The 22,251-nt window shown below is 69.9% G+C and carries 19 protein-coding genes and 1 pseudogene; 16 read left to right on the forward strand and 4 right to left on the reverse strand.

Annotated elements, in window-relative coordinates; all coding sequences use genetic code 11:
* Positions 1–201: 201 nt before the first annotated feature.
* On the forward strand, positions 202–3,042 hold the full coding sequence (gene uvrA, locus ACIHFD_RS42130; protein ID WP_364260285.1) for an excinuclease ABC subunit UvrA: 2,841 nt from the start codon (positions 202–204) through the stop codon (positions 3,040–3,042).
* Positions 3,043–3,482: 440 nt separating this feature from the next.
* Here uvrA and ACIHFD_RS42135 read toward each other — a convergent pair whose 3' ends face one another.
* Positions 3,483–4,214, reverse strand: a complete 732-nt coding sequence (locus tag ACIHFD_RS42135; RefSeq protein WP_397371705.1) for a DUF2306 domain-containing protein — start codon at positions 4,212–4,214, stop codon at positions 3,483–3,485.
* 526 nt (positions 4,215–4,740) lie between these two features.
* On the opposite strand from ACIHFD_RS42135, the gene ACIHFD_RS42140 reads away from it, so the two are divergent.
* The 7 genes from ACIHFD_RS42140 (at position 4,741) to whiA (ending at position 11,459) form a co-directional block, all read left to right on the forward strand.
* Positions 4,741–5,148, forward strand: coding sequence for a Rieske (2Fe-2S) protein (locus ACIHFD_RS42140; protein WP_397371706.1), 408 nt, complete (start codon positions 4,741–4,743; stop codon positions 5,146–5,148).
* A gap of 142 nt (positions 5,149–5,290) precedes the next feature.
* Positions 5,291–5,764 (forward strand): Rieske (2Fe-2S) protein, encoded by a 474-nt coding sequence (locus ACIHFD_RS42145; RefSeq protein WP_350739937.1) that lies wholly within the window; start codon positions 5,291–5,293, stop codon positions 5,762–5,764.
* 45 nt (positions 5,765–5,809) lie between these two features.
* Positions 5,810–6,256, forward strand: a complete 447-nt coding sequence (locus tag ACIHFD_RS42150; protein ID WP_192785735.1) for a Rieske (2Fe-2S) protein — start codon at positions 5,810–5,812, stop codon at positions 6,254–6,256.
* Between the two features lie 87 nt (positions 6,257–6,343).
* A complete protein-coding gene (uvrC, locus tag ACIHFD_RS42155) occupies positions 6,344–8,272 on the forward strand; it encodes an excinuclease ABC subunit UvrC (RefSeq protein WP_397371707.1) in 1,929 nt (642 codons plus the stop codon).
* A gap of 82 nt (positions 8,273–8,354) precedes the next feature.
* Positions 8,355–9,221, forward strand: a complete 867-nt coding sequence (rapZ, locus tag ACIHFD_RS42160) for an RNase adapter RapZ (RefSeq protein WP_355384327.1) — start codon at positions 8,355–8,357, stop codon at positions 9,219–9,221.
* A gap of 323 nt (positions 9,222–9,544) precedes the next feature.
* Entirely contained in the window at positions 9,545–10,408 is an 864-nt protein-coding gene (gene yvcK / locus ACIHFD_RS42165) for a uridine diphosphate-N-acetylglucosamine-binding protein YvcK (protein WP_397371778.1), read from the forward strand.
* 70 nt (positions 10,409–10,478) lie between these two features.
* Positions 10,479–11,459, forward strand: coding sequence for a DNA-binding protein WhiA (whiA, locus tag ACIHFD_RS42170; protein ID WP_350739945.1), 981 nt, complete (start codon positions 10,479–10,481; stop codon positions 11,457–11,459).
* Positions 11,460–12,160: 701 nt separating this feature from the next.
* Here whiA and ACIHFD_RS42175 read toward each other — a convergent pair.
* Positions 12,161–12,715 carry a hypothetical protein gene (locus ACIHFD_RS42175; protein WP_397371708.1) on the reverse strand — a complete coding sequence of 185 codons (555 nt, stop codon included), beginning with the start codon at positions 12,713–12,715 and terminating at the stop codon, positions 12,161–12,163.
* A 273-nt stretch (positions 12,716–12,988) separates the two neighbouring features.
* On the opposite strand from ACIHFD_RS42175, the gene gap reads away from it, so the two are divergent.
* The 5 genes from gap (at position 12,989) to ACIHFD_RS42200 (ending at position 16,961) form a co-directional block, all read left to right on the forward strand.
* A complete protein-coding gene (gene gap, locus ACIHFD_RS42180) occupies positions 12,989–13,993 on the forward strand; it encodes a type I glyceraldehyde-3-phosphate dehydrogenase (protein WP_364260276.1) in 1,005 nt (334 codons plus the stop codon).
* Positions 13,994–14,222: 229 nt separating this feature from the next.
* On the forward strand, positions 14,223–15,422 hold the full coding sequence (locus tag ACIHFD_RS42185; RefSeq protein ID WP_350739954.1) for a phosphoglycerate kinase: 1,200 nt from the start codon (positions 14,223–14,225) through the stop codon (positions 15,420–15,422).
* Between the two features lie 7 nt (positions 15,423–15,429).
* Positions 15,430–16,212, forward strand: coding sequence for a triose-phosphate isomerase (gene tpiA, locus ACIHFD_RS42190; protein ID WP_397371709.1), 783 nt, complete (start codon positions 15,430–15,432; stop codon positions 16,210–16,212).
* A gap of 99 nt (positions 16,213–16,311) precedes the next feature.
* The gene (secG, locus tag ACIHFD_RS42195) at positions 16,312–16,542 is read left to right on the forward strand and encodes a preprotein translocase subunit SecG (protein ID WP_185076999.1); all 231 of its coding nucleotides are present in this window, start codon (positions 16,312–16,314) and stop codon (positions 16,540–16,542) included.
* A 74-nt stretch (positions 16,543–16,616) separates the two neighbouring features.
* Entirely contained in the window at positions 16,617–16,961 is a 345-nt protein-coding gene (locus tag ACIHFD_RS42200) for an RNA polymerase-binding protein RbpA (protein ID WP_350739960.1), read from the forward strand.
* Between the two features lie 61 nt (positions 16,962–17,022).
* Here the strand turns inward: ACIHFD_RS42200 and ACIHFD_RS42205 are convergent, their stop codons facing one another.
* Positions 17,023–18,627 (reverse strand): amidohydrolase, encoded by a 1,605-nt coding sequence (locus ACIHFD_RS42205; protein ID WP_397371710.1) that lies wholly within the window; start codon positions 18,625–18,627, stop codon positions 17,023–17,025.
* Positions 18,628–18,889: 262 nt separating this feature from the next.
* Between ACIHFD_RS42205 and ACIHFD_RS42210 the strand changes: the two genes are divergently transcribed.
* Positions 18,890–19,909: a GNAT family N-acetyltransferase gene (locus tag ACIHFD_RS42210; protein WP_350739966.1), complete on the forward strand. Its 1,020-nt coding sequence runs from the start codon at positions 18,890–18,892 to the stop codon at positions 19,907–19,909.
* 174 nt (positions 19,910–20,083) lie between these two features.
* Here the strand turns inward: ACIHFD_RS42210 and ACIHFD_RS42215 are convergent.
* Positions 20,084–20,500 (reverse strand): annotated as a pseudogene (locus tag ACIHFD_RS42215) (Clp protease N-terminal domain-containing protein); the annotation flags it as partial.
* Between the two features lie 72 nt (positions 20,501–20,572).
* On the opposite strand from ACIHFD_RS42215, the gene ACIHFD_RS42220 reads away from it, so the two are divergent.
* The gene (locus ACIHFD_RS42220) at positions 20,573–21,319 is read left to right on the forward strand and encodes a hypothetical protein (RefSeq protein WP_397371711.1); all 747 of its coding nucleotides are present in this window, start codon (positions 20,573–20,575) and stop codon (positions 21,317–21,319) included.
* Between the two features lie 62 nt (positions 21,320–21,381).
* The gene (locus ACIHFD_RS42225) at positions 21,382–22,251 is read left to right on the forward strand and encodes an oxidoreductase (protein WP_397371712.1); all 870 of its coding nucleotides are present in this window, start codon (positions 21,382–21,384) and stop codon (positions 22,249–22,251) included.

A 22,251-nucleotide genomic window follows, 5' to 3' on the forward strand; every position in this document is an offset into this window, starting at 1 on the left:
CAGTTGGGGGCGTGGGCTGGCGCCCGGCATAAAGCCGCAGGTCAGCTGGTTGAATCTGGAAGGGCTCCTGCCGGGGTGGGAGATGGTCGTAACCTGTGAGGGACGGATTTTCGGGGGCCGGGCAACGGTCCGCCGAAATTGTCGGAGCCTCCGTCTACCATCCCCCGTGGACCTATCCGCCTTTTGACCTCCGGGATCGCCGTGGCAGACCGCCTGATCGTGCGTGGTGCACGAGAACACAACCTCAAGGACGTCTCGCTCGACCTGCCGCGAGACTCGCTGATCGTCTTCACCGGCCTGTCCGGCTCCGGGAAGTCGAGTCTGGCTTTTGACACGATCTTCGCTGAGGGCCAGCGGCGCTACGTCGAGTCGCTGTCGGCGTACGCCCGCCAGTTCCTCGGCCAGATGGACAAGCCCGACGTCGACTTCATCGAGGGCCTGTCGCCCGCGGTGTCGATCGACCAGAAGGCCACCAGCAAGAACCCGCGCTCGACCGTCGGCACGATCACCGAGGTCTACGACTATCTGAGGCTGCTGTGGGCGCGCATCGGCAAGCCGCACTGCCCGGTGTGCGCGCGGCCGATCGCCAGGCAGACGCCCGAGCAGATCGTCGATCGCGTGATGGACCTGGAGGAGGGCACCCGCTTCCAGGTGCTCGCGCCGGTCATCAGGGGCCGCAAGGGCGAATACGCCGAGCTGTTCCGCGAGCTGCAGACCAAGGGTTTCGCCAGGGCCAGGGTCGACGGCACGGTCGTGCGGCTGGAGGAGCCGCCGAAGCTGAAGAAGTACGAGAAGCACGACATCGAGGTCATCGTCGACCGCCTGTCGGTCAAGGAGTCGGCGCGGCGCCGGCTCAACGACTCGGTCGAGACCGCGCTGCAGCTGTCCGGCGGCACGATCACGCTCGAGTTCGTCGACCTGCCGGAGGACGACCCCAACCGGGAGCGGTTCTACTCCGAGCACCTCTACTGCCCCTACGACGACCTGTCGTTCGAGGAGCTGGAGCCGCGCTCGTTCTCGTTCAACTCCCCGTTCGGCGCCTGCCCCGAGTGCACGGGCCTCGGCACGAAGATGGAGGTGGACCCCGACCTGGTGGTGCCCGACCCCGAGCGCACGCTCGGCGACGGCGCGCTCCACCCCTGGTCCGGCGGCCACACGAGCGAATACTTCGTCAGGCTGATCGAGGCGCTCGGCCACACGGTCGGGTTCACCCTCGACACGCCGTGGGAGAAGCTGCCGAAGAAGGCGCAGAAGTCGCTGCTGTACGGCCACGACGAGCAGGTCCACGTACGCTACAGCAACCGCTACGGCCGCCAGCGCTCCTACTACACCACCTACGACGGCGTCATCCCGTGGGTGCAGCGCCGGCACGCCGAGGCGGAGAGCGACTCGACCCGCGAGCGGTTCGAGGGCTACATGCGGGAGATCCCGTGCCCGGCCTGCAAGGGCGCCAGGCTCAAGCCGGTCACGCTGGCGGTCACCGTCGCCGACAAGTCGATCGCCGAGGTCGCGGCCATGTCGATCGGCGAGTGCGCGAAGTTCCTGGCCGGGCTCAAGCTGTCCGACCGCGACATGCACATCGCCGAGCGGGTGGTCAAGGAGATCAACGCCCGCATGGGCTTCCTGCTCGACGTCGGCCTCGACTACCTGACCATGGACCGCGCCGCCGCCACCCTGGCGGGTGGCGAGGCCCAGCGCATCAGGCTGGCCACGCAGATCGGCTCCGGCCTGGTCGGCGTCCTGTACGTGCTCGACGAGCCGTCCATCGGCCTGCACCAGCGTGACAACATGCGGCTGCTCGACACCCTCGTCCGGCTGCGCGACATGGGCAACACGCTGATCGTGGTCGAGCACGACGAGGACACGATCGCGGCGGCCGACTGGGTGGTCGACATCGGCCCCGGCGCCGGCGAACACGGCGGCCAGGTCGTCGTGTCCGGCACCGTCCAGGACCTCCTGAGCAGCGAGGAGTCGCTGACCGGCCAGTACCTGTCCGGCCGCAAGAGCATCGCGATCCCGGCCAAGCGCCGCAAGCGCGACAGGAAGCGGCAGATCACGGTCAAGGGGGCGCGCGAGCACAACCTCAAGGGTGTCGACATCGACTTCCCGCTGGGCGTGTTCACGGCGGTCACGGGCGTGTCGGGGTCCGGCAAGTCGACGCTGGTCAACGACATCCTCTACAACGCGCTGGCCAAGGAGCTCAACGGCGCCCGCACGGTGCCGGGGCGGCACTCGCGGATCAACGGCATGGACCACGTGGACAAGGTCGTCCACGTCGACCAGTCGCCGATCGGGCGCACGCCGCGTTCCAACCCGGCCACGTACACGGGCGTGTTCGACCACGTCCGCAAGCTGTTCGCGGCCACGGCCGAGGCGAAGGTGCGCGGCTACCAGCCCGGGCGCTTCAGCTTCAACGTCAAGGGCGGGCGCTGCGAGGCGTGCGCGGGCGACGGCACCATCAAGATCGAGATGAACTTCCTGCCGGACGTCTACGTCCCCTGCGAGGTCTGCCACGGCGCCCGCTACAACAGGGAGACGCTGGAGGTCCACTACAAGGGCAAGACGATCTCCGAGGTGCTCGACATGCCGATCGAGGAGGCCCTGGGCTTCTTCGAGGCGATCCCGGCGATCAAGCGCCACCTGCAGACGCTCAACGACGTGGGTCTGGGCTACGTACGGCTCGGGCAGCCCGCGACCACGCTGTCCGGTGGCGAGGCGCAGCGCGTCAAGCTCGCTTCGGAGCTCCAGCGGCGGCAGACGGGGCGGACGATCTACGTGCTGGACGAGCCGACGACCGGGCTGCACTTCGAGGACATCCGGCGACTGCTGGGGGTGCTCGGGCGGCTGGTCGACGGCGGAAACACGGTGATCGTGATCGAGCACAACCTCGATGTGATCAAGACCGCTGACTGGATCATCGACATGGGGCCTGAGGGTGGGTCCCGGGGCGGGACGCTGGTCGCCAGTGGGACGCCTGAGGAGGTGGCGCTGGTGGACGAGAGCCACACGGGCCGCTTCCTGCGGAAGATTCTCTCCTTCTGAGTCGCGCCCGGGGGTGTCCTCGTGCCTGAGTCCCGCACGGGGGTGTCCTCGTGCGGGCGGCAGATCTGGCGGGGTGGCTGATCGGAGTGCCCGGGTGGCGGGCGGCTCCGGTGCGGACCGCTGCGGCACCCCGGTGCGGGCGCAGCGGTCCGGGGCGCACCGGGACGGCCGGCCGGACGCGGGGTGTCCGCGTGGGCGTTGCTGGTGGGGGACAGCGCCCACGTGGGGTGGTCGTGCTGGATGAGGTTGGGCACGCAGTGCTGGTGCCTGGCGATATTCGTGCTTACGCGCGAAGTGGTGATGCCGGTGTCCACACGAGCGGGTGTTGGGCGGACGTGGGTGCTCATGCGCGGTGGCGTGGGCAGCGTTCGTAGTTGTGCGCGGTGGCGCTGGGCGGTGTCCGTAGTTGTGCACGGGGCGGTAGCGGGCGAAGTGTGCGTTCAGGCTGCTTGGCGGCTTGCGGCGGCGCGGGCGCGGCGCTTGGCGGCGTCGCCGCGCTCCAGCCACCACTCGGCGAACAGCAGCGGCAGCACCCAGCCCAGCCACGCGCTCAGCGCGCTTACCATGCTCGCCAGCAGCGTCTCGTCGCCATGGAAGGTTGTCTCCAGTTCGGGCGACAGGGCAATGGTGAACACGGAGCCCCAGAGGCGGTTCGTGATGATGGACAGGGTCAGGGCGAAGCTGCGGACCATCCACCGGCGGTGGTCGACGAACCTGCGCTGCCTGGCCATCCGCCAGCCCGCCAGCGTGCAGGCCACCCAGAGGGTTGCGAGTACAACGCCGCTGGCCGCCGTCACCGGGCCGAAGTACGGCGTGGTCACCGACACGATCAGGCCCAGCACGCCGCTGGGCAGGCAGCCGCCGAAGACGTACACGCGGCCGATCCGGCGGTGCGCGCGGGGATAGCGCTGGCGGAACCACGGCCAGATCTGCAGGCAGCACGTGATCATCGCGGTCGAGCCGAAGATCACGTGCAGGGACAGCACCGCGAAGTGGGGTGGGAAGAAGTCGGGGGCGGGCACGCGGGACTGGGCCGGGTTCATGGACAGGTAGGGCGGCAGCGAGAAGGCGACGAACGCGATCGCCACCACCGCCAGAGGGGCCACCCAGGGACGCCGCCACCAGCGGGGTCGGACGGGGGGTGTGGTCGGGCGTTCTGTCGTGAGAGTCATATGGGCAGGGTGGGCGTCGGCGCTGACCGTCGGCCTACCACCCGCTGACCGTCGATCACGCCGGGCGGTAGTCGGGTTCTTGCCACGGCAGCCGACCGCCGGGATGCCGACGGTTGTGGGGTTTTTGGGCCGTTTCGCTGGTGGGGGTGGTTGGGGAGTGTCGGGCTGCGTCGGTGCTGGAGCGGTTGGGGTTGTTGGGTCGCCTTGCTGGTCGGGTGGCTGGGGATTGGTGGGTCTTCTCGTCGGTGAGGGTGGCTGGAAGCGGCTGGGCCGGTCGTCGGGGTCGATGGTTGGGGGTTGGTGAGGTGCTGGCGGCCGTGCGGCGCGGTGGTGGCTGTGGTGGGGTGGAGTGGCCGGCTGAGCGGTGGGGGTGGGGTGCTACCCGGCGGGGGGACCGAGGGGTGGCGGCAATAAGGTTGGGTGATGGTAACGGCTTGACCTGCAGGGGGTCAGCGGCGACGCGGAGGGTCGGCAGTTCATGACGGTTACGGAGCGGGGCGCAGCCGTGCCTGAAACGGGGCCTGAAGTGGGGTCTGAAGCGGGGTTCGGGCGGCGCAAGGTGCTGGGGGTGGCCGGGGTCGCGGCGTGTGCGCTGGCGTTGGCGGGGTGTGGCGGGGGAGATGCCAAGGCCCAGCCGAGTCTCAAGGGCAAGGTCATCGCCAAGGTCGCCGACGTGCCCGTGGGCGGGGGCAAGGTGATCGAGGACCTGCAGGTCGTGGTGACCCAGCCCACTCAGGGGGTCTTCATGGCGTTCAGCTCGATCTGCACGCACAAGGGCTGCGCGGTCAGCACCCCCAAGGAGAACGTCATCAGGTGTGCCTGCCACGGCAGCGAGTTCGCCGCCGACAGTGGCAAGGCCACCAAGGGGCCCGCGAGCGCCCCGTTGACGTCCTACAAGGTCAGGGTCGAGGGTGACGGCATCGTGGTCGCCTGAAGTGGCGGGTGAAGTGGCGGCGTGAAGTGGCCTGCTGAGCGCGTACTTATGCGTAGAGAACCGGATTGGGCTCGGGCACGCTGAACCGGCGCGAGGGCGCTGGCCGTACCTGAAGTGAAAGCCAATCTGGGAGGAACACACCATGACGGAAACGACTCGCCGGGCGATGATGCTCGGCGCCGGCGGCGCCGGGCTCGCGGCGGTTCTGACGGCGTGTGCGAGCTACGGCTCGCCGACGACGGAGGCGAGTGCGGAGCCACCGGCGGAGGAGCCCGCCGAGGAGTCGTCGTCGCCGAAGAAGAAAAAGGCCGAGGCGAAGAGCGGCGGCGGCAAGGCGCTGGCTGACACGGCCGATATCCCCGAAGGCGGTGGGAAGGTCTTCGAGAACGAGAAGATCGTGGTCACGCAGCCGACTGCCGGGGAGTTCAAGGCGTTCACGGCGGTCTGCACCCACGCGGGCTGCACGGTCGCCACCGTCGCGAACAAAACGATCAACTGCCCTTGTCACGGCAGCAAGTTCAACATCAGCGACGGCTCCGTCAAGGACGGGCCCGCGAGCGAGCCGCTTGAGGAGAAGAAGATCACCGTGGACGGAGACAAGATCAAGCTCGCGTAGATCGCGTCTCATGAATTTCTCACCTAGGTGCGGTTGGGTGAGCGCATGGGAGATGACCTTCAGAGTCGCCGTGCAGTGTTCGCGAGCGTCGGTGCGGGCGGCCTCGCGCTGGCGCTCACCGCCTGCGGCGGCGGCACCGACACCGCACAGTCCGCCGGCACCGCCTCCGAGTCGAGCGCCCCGCAGTCCGGCGCGCCGCAAGCCGGTGGGGCGCTGGCCAAGACCGCCGACATCCCCGTCGGCGGCGGGACGATCTTCAAGGACCAGAAGATCGTGGTGACGCAGCCCACTTCGGGCGAGTTCAAGGCGTTCAGCGCCGTGTGCACGCACAACGGGTGCACGGTCGGCAGCGTCTCGGACGGGGTGATCGTCTGCCCGTGTCACAACAGCAAGTTCGCCATCGCGGACGGCTCGGTCAAGGACGGACCGGCCGACAAGCCGCTGCCCGCGCAGCAGATCAAGGTCGAGGGCGACCAGATCACGCTCGCGTAGGCGGGCCCCTTTTCAGGGAGGGCCCGCCGCGCCTGGTGGGAAGGCGCGGCGGGCAACCTTGTCGGTGGGGGCTACTAGTCTTTGAATGTGGCGAGATCAGCGGGCACCCCCTTGAGTTTCCGGCCCAAGCCGGGTTCGATTCCCGATTCCCCGGGGGTCTACCGGTTCAGGGACGCGCACGGCCGGGTGATCTACGTCGGCAAGGCCAAGAGCCTGCGCCAGCGGCTCAATTCGTACTTCGCCGACTTCTCCGCGCTGCACCCGCGGACCCAGACGATGCTGACCACGGCCGCCGACGTCGACTGGACCGTCGTCGGCACCGAGGTCGAGGCGCTGCAGCTCGAATACTCCTGGATCAAGGAGTTCGACCCGCGCTTCAACGTGAAATACCGCGACGACAAGTCGTACCCCTACCTCGCGGTCACCATGGGCGAGGACTTCCCGCGGGTGCAGGTCATGCGCGGGGCCAAGCGCAAGGGCACGCGCTACTTCGGCCCCTATTCGCACGCGTGGGCCATCCGCGAGACCGTCGACCTGCTGCTGCGGGTCTTCCCGGTGCGGACGTGCACGGCGGGGGTGTTCAAGCGGGCCGGCCAGATCGGCCGCCCGTGCCTGCTCGGCTACATCGACAAGTGCTCGGCGCCGTGCGTCGGCCGGGTCACCCCGGAGGAGCACCGCGAGCTGGCCGAGGACTTCTGCGACTTCATGGCGGGCAACACCAGCCGCTTCATCAAGCGCCTCGAGAAGGAGATGCGCGAGGCCGCCGGCGAGCAGGAGTACGAGCGCGCCGCGCGGCTGCGCGACGACATCCAGGCGTTGCAGCGGGCGCTGGAGAAGCAGGCCGTGGTGCTCGGCGAGGGCACCGACGCCGACGTGATCGCGCTGGCCGAGGACCCGCTCGAAGCCGCCGTTCAGGTCTTCTACGTGCGCGGCGGCCGCATCCGCGGCCAGCGCGGCTGGGTGGTCGACAAGGTCGAGGAGGCCTCCCCCGGCGAGCTGGTCGAGCAGTTCCTGCTCCAGATGTATGCCGAGGCGAGCCCCGACTCGATGCCGCGCGAGGTGCTCGTGCCCGCGCTGCCGCCCGACAACGACGCGGTCGCCGAGCTGCTGACCGAGCAGCGCCGGGCCCGTGTCGAGGTGCGCGTGCCGCAGCGCGGCGACAAGAAGTCGCTGATGGAGACCGTCGAGCGCAACGCCAAGGAGTCGCTGGCGCAGCACAAGATCCGCCGCGCCAGCGATCTGACCACCCGCAGCAAGGCGCTGCAGGAGATCGCCGACGCGCTCGACCTCGACCAGGCGCCGCTGCGCGTCGAGTGCTACGACGTCTCCCACCTGCAGGGCGAGAACGTCGTGGCGTCGATGGTCGTCTTCGAGGACGGGCTGGCGCGCAAGAGCGAATACCGGCGCTTCGCCGTCAAGACCAAGGAGGGCGACGTCGCCTCGATCTACGAGGTGATCATGCGCCGCTTCCGCCGCTACCTGGAGGAACGCTCGGCCACCGGCGAGCTGGCCGCCGACGACGACACCGGCCACGGCCCCATCGACCCTGAGACCGGCAAACCGCGCAAGTTCGCCTATCCGCCCAACCTCGTCGTCGTCGACGGCGCGGGTCCCCAGGCGGCCGCCGCGCAGCGGGCGCTCGACGAGCTCGGCATCGACGACGTGTCCGTGTGCGGGCTGGCCAAGCGGCTGGAGGAGGTGTGGTTGCCCGGCGATGACCAGCCGGTGATCATGCCTCGTTCAAGCGAGGGTCTCTACCTGCTGCAACGCGTGCGGGACGAGGCACACAGGTTCGCCATCACCTACCATCGTTCCAAGAGGTCCAAGACGGTGAAGGAGAGCGCGCTCGACGGCGTGCCCGGCCTCGGGCCGGCGCGCAGGCAGGCGCTGCTCAAACACTTCGGCTCCGTGAAGAAGCTACGCGAGGCCACTGCCGCGGAAATGTGCGAGGTTCCCGGCATCGGCCCGTCCATCGCCGAGGTCATCGTGTCGACACTGAAGGGAGAGTCACCATGATCTCGCCAGGATGCCACGGCGTGTCCGGGTGCCTCCGCCATGGTGGCGCGCCCGGGCAGGGCGTGCGGGACGGAGAGAGGCAATGAGCACCGAGCCGGCGTTCGTCATCGTCACCGGCATGTCCGGGGCGGGGCGCAGCACAGCCGCCAAAGCGCTCGAGGACCTGGGCTGGTTCGTCATCGACAACCTGCCGCCCGGGCTGCTGTTCGCGATGGCGGAGGAGGCGGGCAAGGTCAAGCTGGCGGCCGACAAGGTGGCGGCCGTCGTCGACGTGCGCAGCCTGGCCTTCACCACCGACCTCAACGCGGCCATCGAGGAGCTCGAGGGGCGCGGTGTGCGGGTGCGGGTGGTGTTCCTGGAGGCCAGCGACGAGGAGCTGGTGCGCAGGTTCGAGAACGTCCGCAGGCCACATCCCCTCCAGGGAGAGGGGCGCCTGGTCGACGGGATCACCCGTGAGCGGGGGATCCTGCGGGAGGTCAGGGCCAACGCCGACCTGGTGATCGACACCTCGTCGCACAACGTCCACGACCTGCGCAACAAGATCGTCGCGTACTTCGGCGGTGAGGACCGGCCGGGGCTGCGGCTCAACGTCGTGTCCTTCGGGTTCAAGTACGGGCTGCCGGTGGACGCCGACCTGGTGGTCGACTGCCGGTTCCTGCCCAATCCGCACTGGGTGCCGGACCTGCGGCCGATGAACGGGCTCGACGCGCCCGTGCGCGACTACGTCCTCGGGCAGCCGGGGGCCAAGGAGTTCCTCGACGCGTACGAGGAGGTCCTGCAGGTGGTCGCGGCCGGATACGCGCGCGAGGGCAAGAGTTACGCGACGCTCGCGGTGGGCTGCACGGGCGGCAAGCACCGTAGCGTGGCCATGGCCGAACAGGTCGGCGCCCGCCTGCGCGACCGCGGGATGGAGGTCCAGGTGAGCCATCGGGATGTGGGGCGGGAGTGACCGATGAAGACTTCGCAGCAGCAGGTTCGTCGCGGTCGGCGGACGGTGATCTTCCCGGCGCCGTGACCCGCTCGGACGCGGTGGATCCAGGCTCTGAAGGGCGTGCTGAGAGTACGGGTTCCGAGGGGGCCGGTGTGGGGCGCGAGGAGAACCCGGACCCGGCCTCGGAGAGTGACGTGTGCCCGGTGCGGCTCGCGCGGCCGGCCGCGGGCAACCCGGTGCCGGAGCGCGGGACGTACACGCGGACGTTCTCGGGGTTCGGGCCGCACGTCGTGGCGCTGGGCGGCGGGCACGGGCTTTACGCGTCACTGTCCGCATTACGGATGGTGACCGACCGGTTGACCGCCGTGGTGACCGTCGCCGACGACGGCGGGTCCAGCGGGCGGCTGAGGCGCGAGCTCGGCGTGCTGCCCCCCGGCGACCTGCGGATGGCGCTCGCCGCGCTGTGCGGCGACGACGAGTGGGGCAGCACCTGGAGCGAGGTGGTGCAGCACCGCTTCCGCAGCGAGGGCGAGCTGCACGGGCACGCCGTCGGCAACCTGCTCATCGTGGCCCTGTGGGAGCTGCTCGGCGACCCCGTGGCCGGGCTCGACTGGGTCGGACGCCTGCTGGGCGCCCACGGCCGGGTGCTGCCGATGGCGTCGGTGCCGCTCGACATCGTGGCCGAGGTGGAGCTCGACGGCGTCAGATCGACCGTGCGCGGGCAGGTGGCGTGCGCGCTGACGCCTGGACGGGTGCAGGCGATCTCGCTCGTGCCCGAGGACCCGCCCGCGCGGCCCGAGGCGGTCGAGGCGGTGCAGGAGGCCGACTGGGTGGTGTTCGGGCCGGGATCGTGGTTCACCAGCGTGCTGCCGCATCTCAAGGTGCCCGAGCTGGCCAGGGCCCTGCACTCGACCAAGGCCAAGCGGCTCGTGACCCTCAACCTGGCGCCCCAGCCGGGTGAGACGGACGATTTCTCCCCCCAGCAACACCTGGAGGTGCTCAGGCAGCACGCTCCCGACCTGTCGATCGACGTCGTGCTCGCCGACACCGGAGTGGTGGACGACCCCGGCGCGCTGGACAAGGCCGCTGCGGCGCTCGGCGCACGGCTCGTGATGGCCGACGTGGCCGCCGCGGACGGCTCGCCGAGGCATGACCCACGACGTCTTGCCTCCGTCCTGGACGAGATTTTCCTCCAGAAGCGTTGATCCTGGTCGGCGTGGCGCGAAGGTGCGAGAGACTGCTGAGAGCCGGTCTGATGGGGGAGAGGACTAACGCATGGCCATGACAGGTGTGGTGAAAGACGAACTGAGCCGCCTGCCGGTGCTGAAGCCGTGCTGCCGCAAGGCGGAGGTTTCCACGCTGCTGCGATTCGCCAGCGGCCTGCACCTGGTGGGCGGACGGATCGTGATCGAGGCCGAGCTCGACACGAACGCCACCGCACGGCGACTGATCAAGGACATCGGCGAGGTGTTCGGGCACAAGGCCGAGGTGCTGGTGCTCGCGCCCGCCGGCCTGCGCAAGGGCTCGCGCTACGTCGTGCGGGTCTACCGCGACGGCGAGGCGCTCGCGCGCCAGACGGGCCTCATCGACAACCACGGCCGCCCGGTGCGCGGCCTGCCCCGCCAGGTGGTGGCGGGGGCCGCCTGCGACGCCGAGGCCGCCTGGCGGGGCGCGTTCCTCGCGCACGGCTCCCTCACCGAGCCGGGGCGTTCGATGTCGCTCGAGGTCACCTGCCCGGGTCCGGAGGCGGCGCTCGCCCTGGTGGGCTCGGCGCGGCGGCTCAAGATCCACGCCAAGGCGCGCGAGGTGCGCGGCGTCGACCGCGTCGTGGTGCGCGACGGCGACGCCATCAGCGCGCTGCTCACCCGCCTGGGGGCGCACGACAGCGTGCTGGCCTGGGAGGAGCGCCGGATGCGCCGCGAGGTCCGGGCCACCGCCAACCGGCTGGCCAACTTCGACGACGCCAACCTGCGGCGGTCGGCGCGGGCGGCGGTGGCGGCGGGGGCGCGGGTGCAGCGCGCTCTGGAGATCCTCGGGGACGAGGCGCCCGATCATCTGGTGGTGGCGGGGCGGCTGCGGGTGGAGCACAAGCAGGCGTCTCTGGAGGAGCTGGGGCAGATCGCCGACCCGCCGTTGACCAAGGACGCCATCGCAGGGCGGATCCGGCGGCTGCTGGCCATGGCCGACAAGCGCGCCTCCGACATGGGCATCCCCAACACCGAGGCCAACCTCACCGTCGACATGCTGGCCCCGTGACTTTTTAGATCTCCAGATGCCGCGGCTGTGCCTGGTGGGGCCCGGTCACCTGCTGCGGTGTGCGCTTCAAGCCCGTCTCTTACGGCTGCGCCGGTCTTCAGGCCCAGCTTTTACGGCTGCGCACGGTGGGCCGCACGCGCCGACGTGGGTGGCCGTCTGTCATGGCCGGTCGTGAAGGCTCACGGGTTGCTCGCCGTGACGACGCGCATTCTGGGCCGGCTCCGTGGTCGGCTTGGCCGGGGCCGATGGCTGGTGCGTTGCGTGGACGGCTGGTGGCTGGAGTGCCTGGTGTGCGGCCAGCGGCTGCAGCGTTGGTGGTCCGGGTGCCGGTGGCTCGTGAGCCGTGGGTTCACGGGGGCTGTGCGCGGCGCAGGGGGGCCCAGAGGCGACGTGCTGGCTCGTTGGGTGCCGGTGGTCGGTCGGCGGATGTTCGGGGTGCGTAGGCGGTCCACCGGCTGGTTGGAGCACTTGGCTGGTTGGCGCCGGGTTGGGCGTTGGCCGGGGTTGGGCGCTGGCTGGGGACTTGGGTGGGTCGGCGCCCGGTGAGCCGGCGTCCGGTGGGTGGGCTGACGAGCGGTCGGGAGCGCCGGTCGGTGGGGTGCGGAGTGGCTGGGTGTGCCCTGTCGGTGGGCCGGCAGGCGGTCGCGGTGTGCCTGTCAGTGGGGCGGGGGTGGGGCCCGGGGCTGGTGGGGTGGGGGTGGTCAGTCCTTGGTGGGGTTGCGGGGGGTGAACAGGTCCGTTGTCGGCTTCGGGGTGGGGGCCTGGGCGGGCTCGAACGGGGCGCGGTACTCCGGCTCCGCCGACTCCGACTCGGCCTGGGCGGCCTGGGCCCTCTGGGCGCGGCGGACCCGTACCACGCGCAAAGTCAGCAGGAGCAGCGCGGCGAGGGCGGCCACGGCGATGTAGAGCCAGGCCGCCCACGACACCGAGAGCGGATCCCGGTAGAGCGCGGGCGCGTAGGGGAGGCCGGCGGAGAAGTTGTCCAGCGTGATGTCGGACAGGTCGGCGGGGCCGCGCTCGGCGGGCGGGGTGTGCAGGGTGGAGCCGATCATGATCGACGAGCCGGCGATCTGACCCGCGGCCATGGCGCCGCCCGCGTACAGCGCGGCCACGGGGATCAGGAGGATGTTGCGGGGCCGTACCGCGCCCATCGCCAGGGCGACGATCAGGGCGACCACGAGAGACGAGGCCAGCGACAGCGGATGGCCGTTGCCGAAGGTGATCACGGCGGCGGGCAAGCGGGTCTGGAACAGCACGGCCGCCCCCAGCACTGCCGCGCTGACCAGCGCAGATAGTACGCCTACAATGAGTCCGGGCAGCAGGCCGGACCGCTTGTGTGACATCTCAGCCCCCAGAGAATGCACGAATTTACATCGATGAGTCGGGCACTTTACTCGAACCTCGCAAAACGTGCCTCCGGAACGCTGATTCACATGCGGGGACCTGCAGTGGTCTAAACCAATTTAGGTCCGATAAGGTTCGTGGTTGAGGTTTCAGCCCGCCATCTGGTTTCGAGGAGATCGGTTCCCGTGAGCATCCGCGTAGGAGTCAACGGCTTCGGCCGCATCGGTCGCAACTTCTGGCGCGCTGTCGCCGCCAGCGGCAAGGACATCGAGATCGTCGCGGTCAACGACCTGACCGACAACGCGACGCTCGCCCACCTGCTGAAGTACGACAGCATCCTGGGCCGCCTGCCTTACGAGGTGAAGGCCACGAGCGACGAGATCGCGGTCGACGGCAAGGCGATCAAGGTCTTCGCCGAGCGCGACCCGGGCAAGCTGCCCTGGGGCGACCTCGGTGTGGACGTGGTCGTGGAGTCGACGGGCCTGTTCACCGACGCCACGAAGGCCAAGGTGCACGCCGAGAACGGCGCGAAGAAGGTCATCATCTCCGCTCCGGCGAAGAACGAGGACGTCACGATCGTGATGGGCGTCAACGAGAAGAACTACGACCCGTCCAGCCACACGATCATCTCCAACGCCTCCTGCACGACCAACTGCCTGGCGCCGATGGCCAAGGTCATTCACGACACCTTCACCATCGAGAAGGGTCTGATGACCACCATCCACGCGTACACGCAGGACCAGAACCTCCAGGACGGCCCGCACGGCGACCTGCGCCGCGCCCGCGCCGCCGCGCTCAATGTGGTGCCCACCTCCACCGGCGCCGCCAAGGCCATCGGCCTGGTGCTGCCGGAGCTCAAGGGCAAGCTCGACGGCTTCGCCATGCGCGTGCCGATCCCCACCGGCTCGGCCACCGACCTCACCGTCGACGTCAGCCGCGAGGTCACCGTCGAGGAGGTCAACGCCGCGGTCAAGGCCGCCGCCGAGGGGCCGCTCAAGGGCATCCTCAGCTACACCGAGGACCAGATCGTCTCCTCCGACATCGTCACCGACCCGCACTCGTGCATCTTCGACGCCGGCCTGACCAAGGTCATCGGCAACCAGGTCAAGGTCGTCGGCTGGTACGACAACGAGTGGGGCTACTCCAACCGCCTCGCCGACCTGATCGAGCTGGTCGGCCGCGACCTCTGACCCACCGAGTCCGTGGGGGAACGCCGTTGCCTTGCCCGGTGAGGGAGGGCAACGGCTCAGAGCGAACAAGCCGCCGCCGTGGGGTGGGGCCCATGTGTTCGCGAGGGAGCGCCGTCGCCTGGACCGAGGAGCGCAGGGAGCGAAGCGACCGGAGCGACGAGGGAAGGCGACGGCTCGAAGCGACCGAGCCCGCCTCCGCGGAGCGGAGGCAATGAACAGGAGCATGAGCATGCGCACGCTCGACGAGCTCGACGTGAAGGGGCGGCGCGTGCTTGTGCGCGTCGACCTCAACGTCCCCCTCGACGGGGAGACGATCACCGACGACGGCCGCATCCGGGCGTCGGTGCCGACGATCAAGGCGCTGGTGGAACGGGGCGCCAAGGTCGTCGTCTGTGCCCATCTGGGCAGGCCCAAGGGCAAGGCCGACCCGAAATACTCACTCAGGCCGGTGGCCAGGCGGCTGGGCGAGCTGCTGGGCCAGGAGGTGGCGTTCGCGACCGACGTGGTCGGCGACAGCGCCCATGGCACGGTTGAAACGCTCCAGGGCGGCGAGGTCGCGCTGCTGGAGAACCTGCGCTACGAGCCGGGCGAGGAGTCCAAGGACGACGCCGAGCGGGCCGCGTTCGCCGGGAAGCTGGCGGGGCTGGCCGAGCTCTACGTGGGCGACGGGTTCGGCGCGGTGCACCGCAAGCACGCCAGCGTCTACGACGTGCCCAGGCTGCTGCCGCACGCGGCGGGCGGGCTGGTCGTGGCCGAGGTCGAGGTGCTGAAGAAGCTGACCGAGAGCCCCGAGCGGCCCTATGTGGTGGTGCTGGGCGGCGCCAAGGTCTCCGACAAGCTCGGTGTCATCGCCAACCTGCTGACCAAGGTCGACCGGCTGCTGATCGGCGGCGGGATGGCGTACACGTTCCTCAAGGCCCAGGGCTACGAGGTCGGCAAGTCGCTGCTCCAGGAGGACCAGCTCGACCAGGTGCGCGGCTTCCTCAACACGGCCGCCGAGCGCGGCGTCGACCTCGTGCTGCCGGTCGACGTGCTGGCGGCGGTCACGTTCGGGCCGGACGCCGAGCACGACGTGGTCGCGGCCACCGAGATCCCGGCGGACCGGGAGGGGCTCGACATCGGGCCCAGGACGCGCGAGCTGTTCGCCTCGAAGCTGGCCGACGCCAGGACCGTCTTCTGGAACGGCCCCATGGGCGTGTTCGAGTTCGACGCGTTCTCCGGCGGCACCAGGGCGGTGGCCGAGGCGCTGATCGCCCGTACCAGCGCCGAAGGGGCCTTCACCGTGGTGGGCGGCGGCGACTCGGCGGCGGCCGTACGGAAGCTGGAGCTCCCCGAGGACGGTTTCTCGCACATCTCCACCGGTGGCGGGGCCAGCCTCGAATACCTTGAGGGCAAGGCCCTCCCCGGACTCGCGGCCCTGGAGGACTGAGCTACTCATGAGCACGCGCAAGCCGCTCATCGCCGGCAACTGGAAGATGAACCTCAACCACCTCGAGGCCATCGCGCTGGTCCAGAAGCTGGCCTTCGCACTCAACGACAAGGACTTCGACAAGGCCGAGGTCGCCGTCCTGCCGCCGTACACCGACCTGCGCAGCGTGCAGACGCTGGTCGACGGCGACAAGCTGAGGATCGTGTACGGCGCCCAGGACCTGTCGCAGCACGAGGGCGGCGCCTACACCGGTGAGATCTCGGGCACCATGCTGGCCAAGCTCGGCTGCACCTACGTGGTGATCGGCCACTCGGAGCGGCGGCAGTACCACCACGAGGACGACGACCTGGTCAACGCCAAGGTGCAGGCCGCCTACCGGCACTCGCTCACCCCGATCCTGTGCGTCGGGGAGGGCCTGTCCGTGCGTCAAGAGGGCGGCCACATCGCGCACAGTCTTGGACAACTCGACGGCGCGCTGCGCAAAATCAGCGCCGAGCAGGCAAAATCGATAGTGGTGGCCTACGAACCGGTGTGGGCGATCGGCACCGGTGAGGTGGCCACCCCGGAGGACGCCCAGGAGGTTTGTGGCGCGCTGCGAGTCAGACTCGCGGAGCTCTACGACTCCGAAGTGGCCGCCGGGATCCGTATCCTTTACGGAGGCTCGGTCAAGTCGGGCAATATCGCGGGGATCATGGCTCAACCCGATGTCGATGGCGCGCTCGTGGGCGGTGCCAGCATCGACGCCGGGGAGTTCGCGAAGATCTGCCGTTTCTCCGATATGCCAGGCTAACTGAGTCGTTCTGGGGGTGCGACTTGACAACAGGCCGTACCCTCAGAAGGCAAGTCTGAATCGTCACGCGTAACAAAGCATTGAAGGAACAGGCATACCGTGGAAATCGGAATCTCCATCGCCCTCATCCTGGCGAGCGGTCTCATGATCCTGCTCGTGCTGCTCCACAAGGGCAAGGGTGGCGGCTTGTCTGACATGTTCGGCGGCGGTTTCTCGTCGAACTTCGGTGGTTCCTCGGTGGTGGAGCGCAACCTCGACCGGCTGACGATCATCACCGGCACGATTTGGTTCGTCTGCATCATCGCTCTCGGCCTTCTCATGAAGCCCTGAGCAAACAAGTTAACGCGTGACAGTGATTCTCCCCCCGTGCCTGCGCGCGGGGCGATCGAGCGAGGAGTTCATCCGTGGGTAGTGGCAACGCGATCCGTGGCAGCCGAGTCGGCGCCGGCCCTATGGGGGAGGCCGAGCGCGGCGAGGCAGCTCCGAGAGTGCGGGTCTCGTTCTGGTGCGCCAACATGCACGAGACGCGCCCCAGTTTCGCCAGCGACGCGGCGGTTCCCGAACATTGGGACTGCCCACGTTGCGGCCTCCCTGCCGGACAGGACGAGTCGGCCCCGCCTGCCCCACCGAAGAACGAGCCGTACAAGACGCATCTTGCCTATGTGAAGGAGCGCAGGAGCGACAAGGACGGCAAGGCGATCCTCGAGGAGGCACTGGAGCGCCTGAGGAACAACAAGTCCCCCTGGTAGTGGCTGGGTTCGGCGAAAGGGTCTCGGTTCTCCGAGGCCCTTTCGCCGTTTCCGCGGCCGCTCAGCTTTCGTGGACGGGGTCGCCGTCCACGAACGTCAGGCGCGCCCGCGTCGTCCAGATCTCGCCCGGCGCGAGCTCGAACGGGTCGCGGTCCAAGACCACCAGGTCGGCCGGGCGGCCCGGCTCGACGGCACCGGCCGGGGAGCGGTTGATCCAGGCCGAGCCCGCCGTGTACGCGGTCATGGCGGCGGCCAAATCGATGCGCTGGCCGGGCAGGAACGGGGTCTGAGCGGTCGGGTATCCGGCGTGCACCGAGCCGCCGGGCTCCGTGCGGTTGACCGCGACGTGCATGCCCTGCAGCGGGTCGGCGTTGGAGACCGGCCAGTCGCTGCCCGCGCAGAAGCGGGTGCCGTGCGCCAGCAGGTCCGCGAACGGGTACTGCCACGACGAGCGCGGCTCCCCGAGGTAGGGCAGCGTCAGCTCGTCCATCTGGGCGTGGTGCGTGGCCCACAGCGGCTGCAGGTTGGCCGTGACGCCCAGGGCGGCGAAGCGCGGCACGTCCGACGGCTCGATGATCTGCAGGTGGGCGATGTGGTGGCGGTTGGCGGGGTCGGTGCCCTCGAAGCTGTCCAGGGCCTCGCGCACGGCCCGCTCGCCGATGGCGTGGAAGTGCACCTGGAAGCCGAGCCGGTCCAGCTCGGCGACGTACTCCTTGAGCTTGTACGGGTCCACGTACGACAGGCCCGTGCCGCCGCAGAGGCAGTACGGCTCCAGGGTGGCCGCCGTGAAGTTCTCGGTGATGCCGTCCTGCATGATCTTGACCGAGGTGGCCCTGAACCGGTCGAGCCCTTCGGCGGCGGCACGGCGTTCGACCAGCTCCTCGATCTGGTCCAGGCCGCGCGTCCTGTCCCACCACAGCGCGCCCACCACACGCGCCCTGAGCCTGCCTGAGCGGGCCGCGGACAGGTAGGTGGGCAGTTGGTCCTGGGAGCCCGCGTAGGAGCCCACGATGGCGTCCTGCCAGCCGGTGATGCCCAGCGAGAACAGGTGCCGCTGCGCGTCCTCCAGCGCGTCGTCCAGGTCCTGGGCGGTCGGGCGCGGGGTGAGCAGGCCGACGAGGTCCATCGCGCCCTCGTGCAGCACGCCGGTGGGCTCGCCCGCGGCGTCGCGCTCTATGCGGCCGTCGGCGGGGTCCGGCGTGTCCTTGGTGATGCCGGCCAGCTGGAGGGCCCGCGTGTTGACCCAGGCGGCGTGGTGGTCGCGCTGGATGAGGTACGCGGGACGGTCGAGGAAGTCGAGCTGGTCGCGGTGGGGGAGGCCGCCGGGGAACGCCGCCATGTCCCAGCCGCCGCCATCGATCCACTCTTTAGCCGGATTTTTCGCGGCATAGTCGGCTATCACGGCTATGTAGGCGTCAAGTCCGAAATCTTCTGACAAGTCGCACTTAGCCCGTTCGAGGCCCGCCTGGACCGGGTGCATGTGCGCATCCGTGAAGCCGGGCACCAGCAGGCCACCCTCCAGATCCACCGTCTCGTGGGACGGCGCCTGGCGGGCCAGCTCGCCCTCCGGACCCACCGCGGCGATCACGCCGTCGCTCACCAGCACGGCCTCGTCCCGCACGCCGCCCGGCGTGAAGACGCGGCCCCCTCGGAAGAGGATGTTCATGGGGTTCCTTTCTGTGGTGGATCCGGCTCGCGCGCTCCGAGCCCGCCGTACATCTTCCCGCCCGGCCCGGTGACCTGCGACAAGCGGGGCGGCCCCGGGCTCTGACGGGCCCGTGACGGCGCCCTCGCCGCGCTCGGGGAGCGGCGGGTGCGGATGGGGCGATGGAGGGAAATATGGGGATAAATCGCACGATCTAGCGATGAAATACGCGATGAAACACATCGTTAGCGGTCGTGTAACAGCCTCCAGGCATGCTCAAGCCATGGGATTCTTGCGCATCCGCACCACGGTGGACGAGCGACCCGGCCGGCTGGCCTCACTCGCCGCGGCCCTGGCGGCCAGGGGCGGCAACATCCTCGGCCTGAGCGTGCAGTCCGACGCGGACGGCACCGTCGACGAGTTCGTCGCCGACATCCCCGCCAACCCCGAGACGGTGCGCGAGGCGCTGGAGGCGGCCGGCGGCCGCCGCGTCCAGGTGGTCCCCGCCACCGCCCACGAACTGACCGACGAGCCCACCAGGGCGCTGCTGCTGGCCTCCAGGCTGCGTTCCATGCCCTGGCGGCTGCCCGAGCTCCTGGCCGAGCTGCTGCGCGCGGACGACGCCAGGTGGATCTATGGTGAAGCGGTGAGTGATCTTCCCGACCCGACCCAGCTCGTCGTCCCCGTGGCCCCCAGGCGGGCGGTCCGGCTGCGCCGCGCGGAGCTGCCGTTCACGCTGACCGAGGCGGCCAGGGCGGCCTCCTTCGCCAGGCTCGCCCAACCCGCGGAGACGAGCGCCGCCGAGCGCGCGATCAAGCTCTCCGACGGCGTCGAGGTCACGGTCCGGCCGCTCACCTCGATCTACCGCGAGGCCGTGCGCGACCTGCACGACAGGTGCTCGCCCGAGTCGCGCCGGTTCCGCTACTTCACCTCGATGCCCGCGCTGCCGGCGCGCACGTTCGACCGGCTGTGCGACAGGAGCAGGGGATTCTCGCTGGTCGCCGGGCATGACGGGCAGGTCGTGGCGATGGCCAACCTCATGTTCACCCCCGACCCGGGCATCGCGGAGATGGCCTTCCTGGTCGAGGACCGCTGGCAGGGGCGTGGCCTGGGCACGGCGATGGCCAGGATGCTCGTGCGGAGCGCCCGCGACCTGGGGTACGCCGAGGTCAAGGCCACCATGCTGTCCGACAACGCCAGGATGCGCAGGCTGCTGATCTCCTTGGGCGCCACGCTCGGCTACACCGAGGACCCCGGGGTGATGGAGGGCAGGCTGCCGGTCGGCACGATGGTCTCAGCCTAGGCCCTCTTCGCGCGGCGGCTCTTCCGGCCGCTTGTCGGCCTGCGGCCGGATGCCCAGGTGGCGTTCGATGCGCTCCAGGCTCTCCTCGATGCGGGTGAGCCGCTCGCCCAGCACGGAGCCGCCGGCGAAGAACATCTCGGTGGGTCGCTCCTTGGAGCCGCGGCCCACGCGGTCGAGCAGGCGCTGCCGTACGTCCGCCAGGTCCGCGCCCGCATCCACGAGCGCCTGGGCCGCCAGCCCCTCGCCCTCCCTGATCAGCCCGAGCAGGATGTGCTCGGTGCCGATGTAATTGTGGCGCAGCTGCAGGGCCTCGCGCAGTGACAGCTCCAGGACCTTCTTGGCGCGCGGCGTGAAGGGAATGTGCCCGCTGGGCGACTTGGTGCCGTGGCCCACCTCGCGTTCGACGAAGGCGCGCACGTGGTCGAGCTCCACGCCACAGCCGTCGAGCACCAGCGAGGCCAGCCCCTCGCCCTCGTGGATCAGGCCGAGCAGGATGTGCTCCGTGCCGATGTAGTTGTGGCTCATCATCCGCGCCTCCTCCTGGGCGAGGACGACGACCCGTCGCGCACGGTCGGTGAAGCGTTCGAACACGGGGGCCTCCGTTCGACTGCCACTGCCTCCACTATGCGCTACAAACCAGCGGATGTGGGGTATTTGTCCTGTGTGGATCTTGACGAGGTGGCCGGCCGGCTCTATGCGCTGCCGCCGTCCGAGTTCACCGCCGCGCGCGAGGCCGAGGCCCGCGCGGCCAAGGACGCGGGTGAGGCGGGGCTCGCCCGTGAGATAGCGAAGCTCCGCAAGCCCACGGTGTCCGCCTGGGCCGTGAACCGGGTCGTCCGCGAGCGTCCCGACGAGCTCGCCGAACTGCTCGACGTGGGGGAGCGGCTGCGCGCGGCCTGGCAGGAGCAGGACGCCGACGCGCTGGCCGAGCTGACCCGGCGCCGCGCCGGCGTCATGGGCAAGGTGGGCAGGCTCGTCAGGCAGGCGGGCGGCCTGTCACCCGCGGCGGCCGCCGAGGTGGGCCAGACGCTGGAGTCCGCCATCGTGGACGCCGGCGCGGCCGCGCAGGTGCGCCGGGGCTGCCTGGTCAAGCCGCTCAGCTACAGCGGCTTCGCCCCCGCCCCCGTCCCGCGCGAGCGGCCCGCCAGGCGGCCGTCCCCCGAGGACGAGGCGAAGAAGCGCGAGGAGGCCGAGGCCAGGAGGGCCAGGGAACGCGAGGAGGCCGAGGCCGCGCACCGGGAGTGGCAGGCGGCGCTGGAGTCCGCCGTGCGGGAGCGCGCCGAGCGCGCCGAGCGGGTGGCGCTGCTGGAGCGGAAGCTGGCCAAGGCCCGCAAGAGGCTCACCGAGAGCGAGCAGCGGCTGGAAGTCGCCCGGCGCGAGGAGCGGCACGCGCGGCAGAGATTGGGCTAAGGTGACGGTGTACGAAACGGTTTCGTACACCAATGAGCCAACGCCCAGACCGAGGAGTGGCGATGACTGGCTGGACCCCTGACTCCATCCCCGACCTGACCGGCAAGACCGCCATCGTGACCGGCGCCAACAGCGGCATCGGCCGGCCCACCGTGCTGGAGCTGGCCAGGCACGGCGCCCGCGTCATCGTCGCCGCGCGCTCGCCCGAGAAGGGCGAGGCGACCGTGGAGGACATCCTGCGGGCGGTGCCCGGCGGCGAGGTCGAGTACGGCCGGCTCGATCTCGCGGACCTGGCCTCGGTCAGGCGGTTCGCCGAGGGCGTCGACCGGCTCGACCTGCTGGTCAACAACGCGGGCATCGGCATGATCGCGCGGCAGGAGACCAGGGACGGCTTCGAGATGCAGTTCGGCACCAACCACCTGGGCCACTTCGCGCTCACGGGCCTGCTGCTGCCGCTCCTGCTGGCCGCCCCCGCCGCCCGCGTGGTGAACGTCTCCAGCGACGCCCACGCCATGGGCAGGATCGACTTCGACAACCTCGGCCTGGAGCGCGGATACAGCCGCTTCGGCGCGTACGGACGCTCCAAGCTCGCCAACCTGCTCTTCACCCTGGAGCTCCAACGGCGCGCTGAGAGGGCCGGCACGGCCCTCATCAGCGTCGCCACCCACCCGGGCACCACCGCCACGAACATCGTCAAGCTCGGGCCACTACAGCCCCTCATGGGCGTGTTCTTCAAGTCGGCGGCGGCCGGGGCGGTGCCCTCGCTCTACGCCGCGACCTCGCCCGACGTCCGCGGCGGCGAGTTCATCGGCCCCAAGCTCAAGCGCCTCACGCCGTCGGAAAGGGCGCGCTCGGAAGCGGACGCCAGGCGGCTCTGGGACGTGTCGACGGAACTGACGGGCGTACGATTCGATGAAATCGCCTACAGCTGA

It is taken from the genome of Nonomuraea sp. NPDC051941, assembly GCF_044593615.1.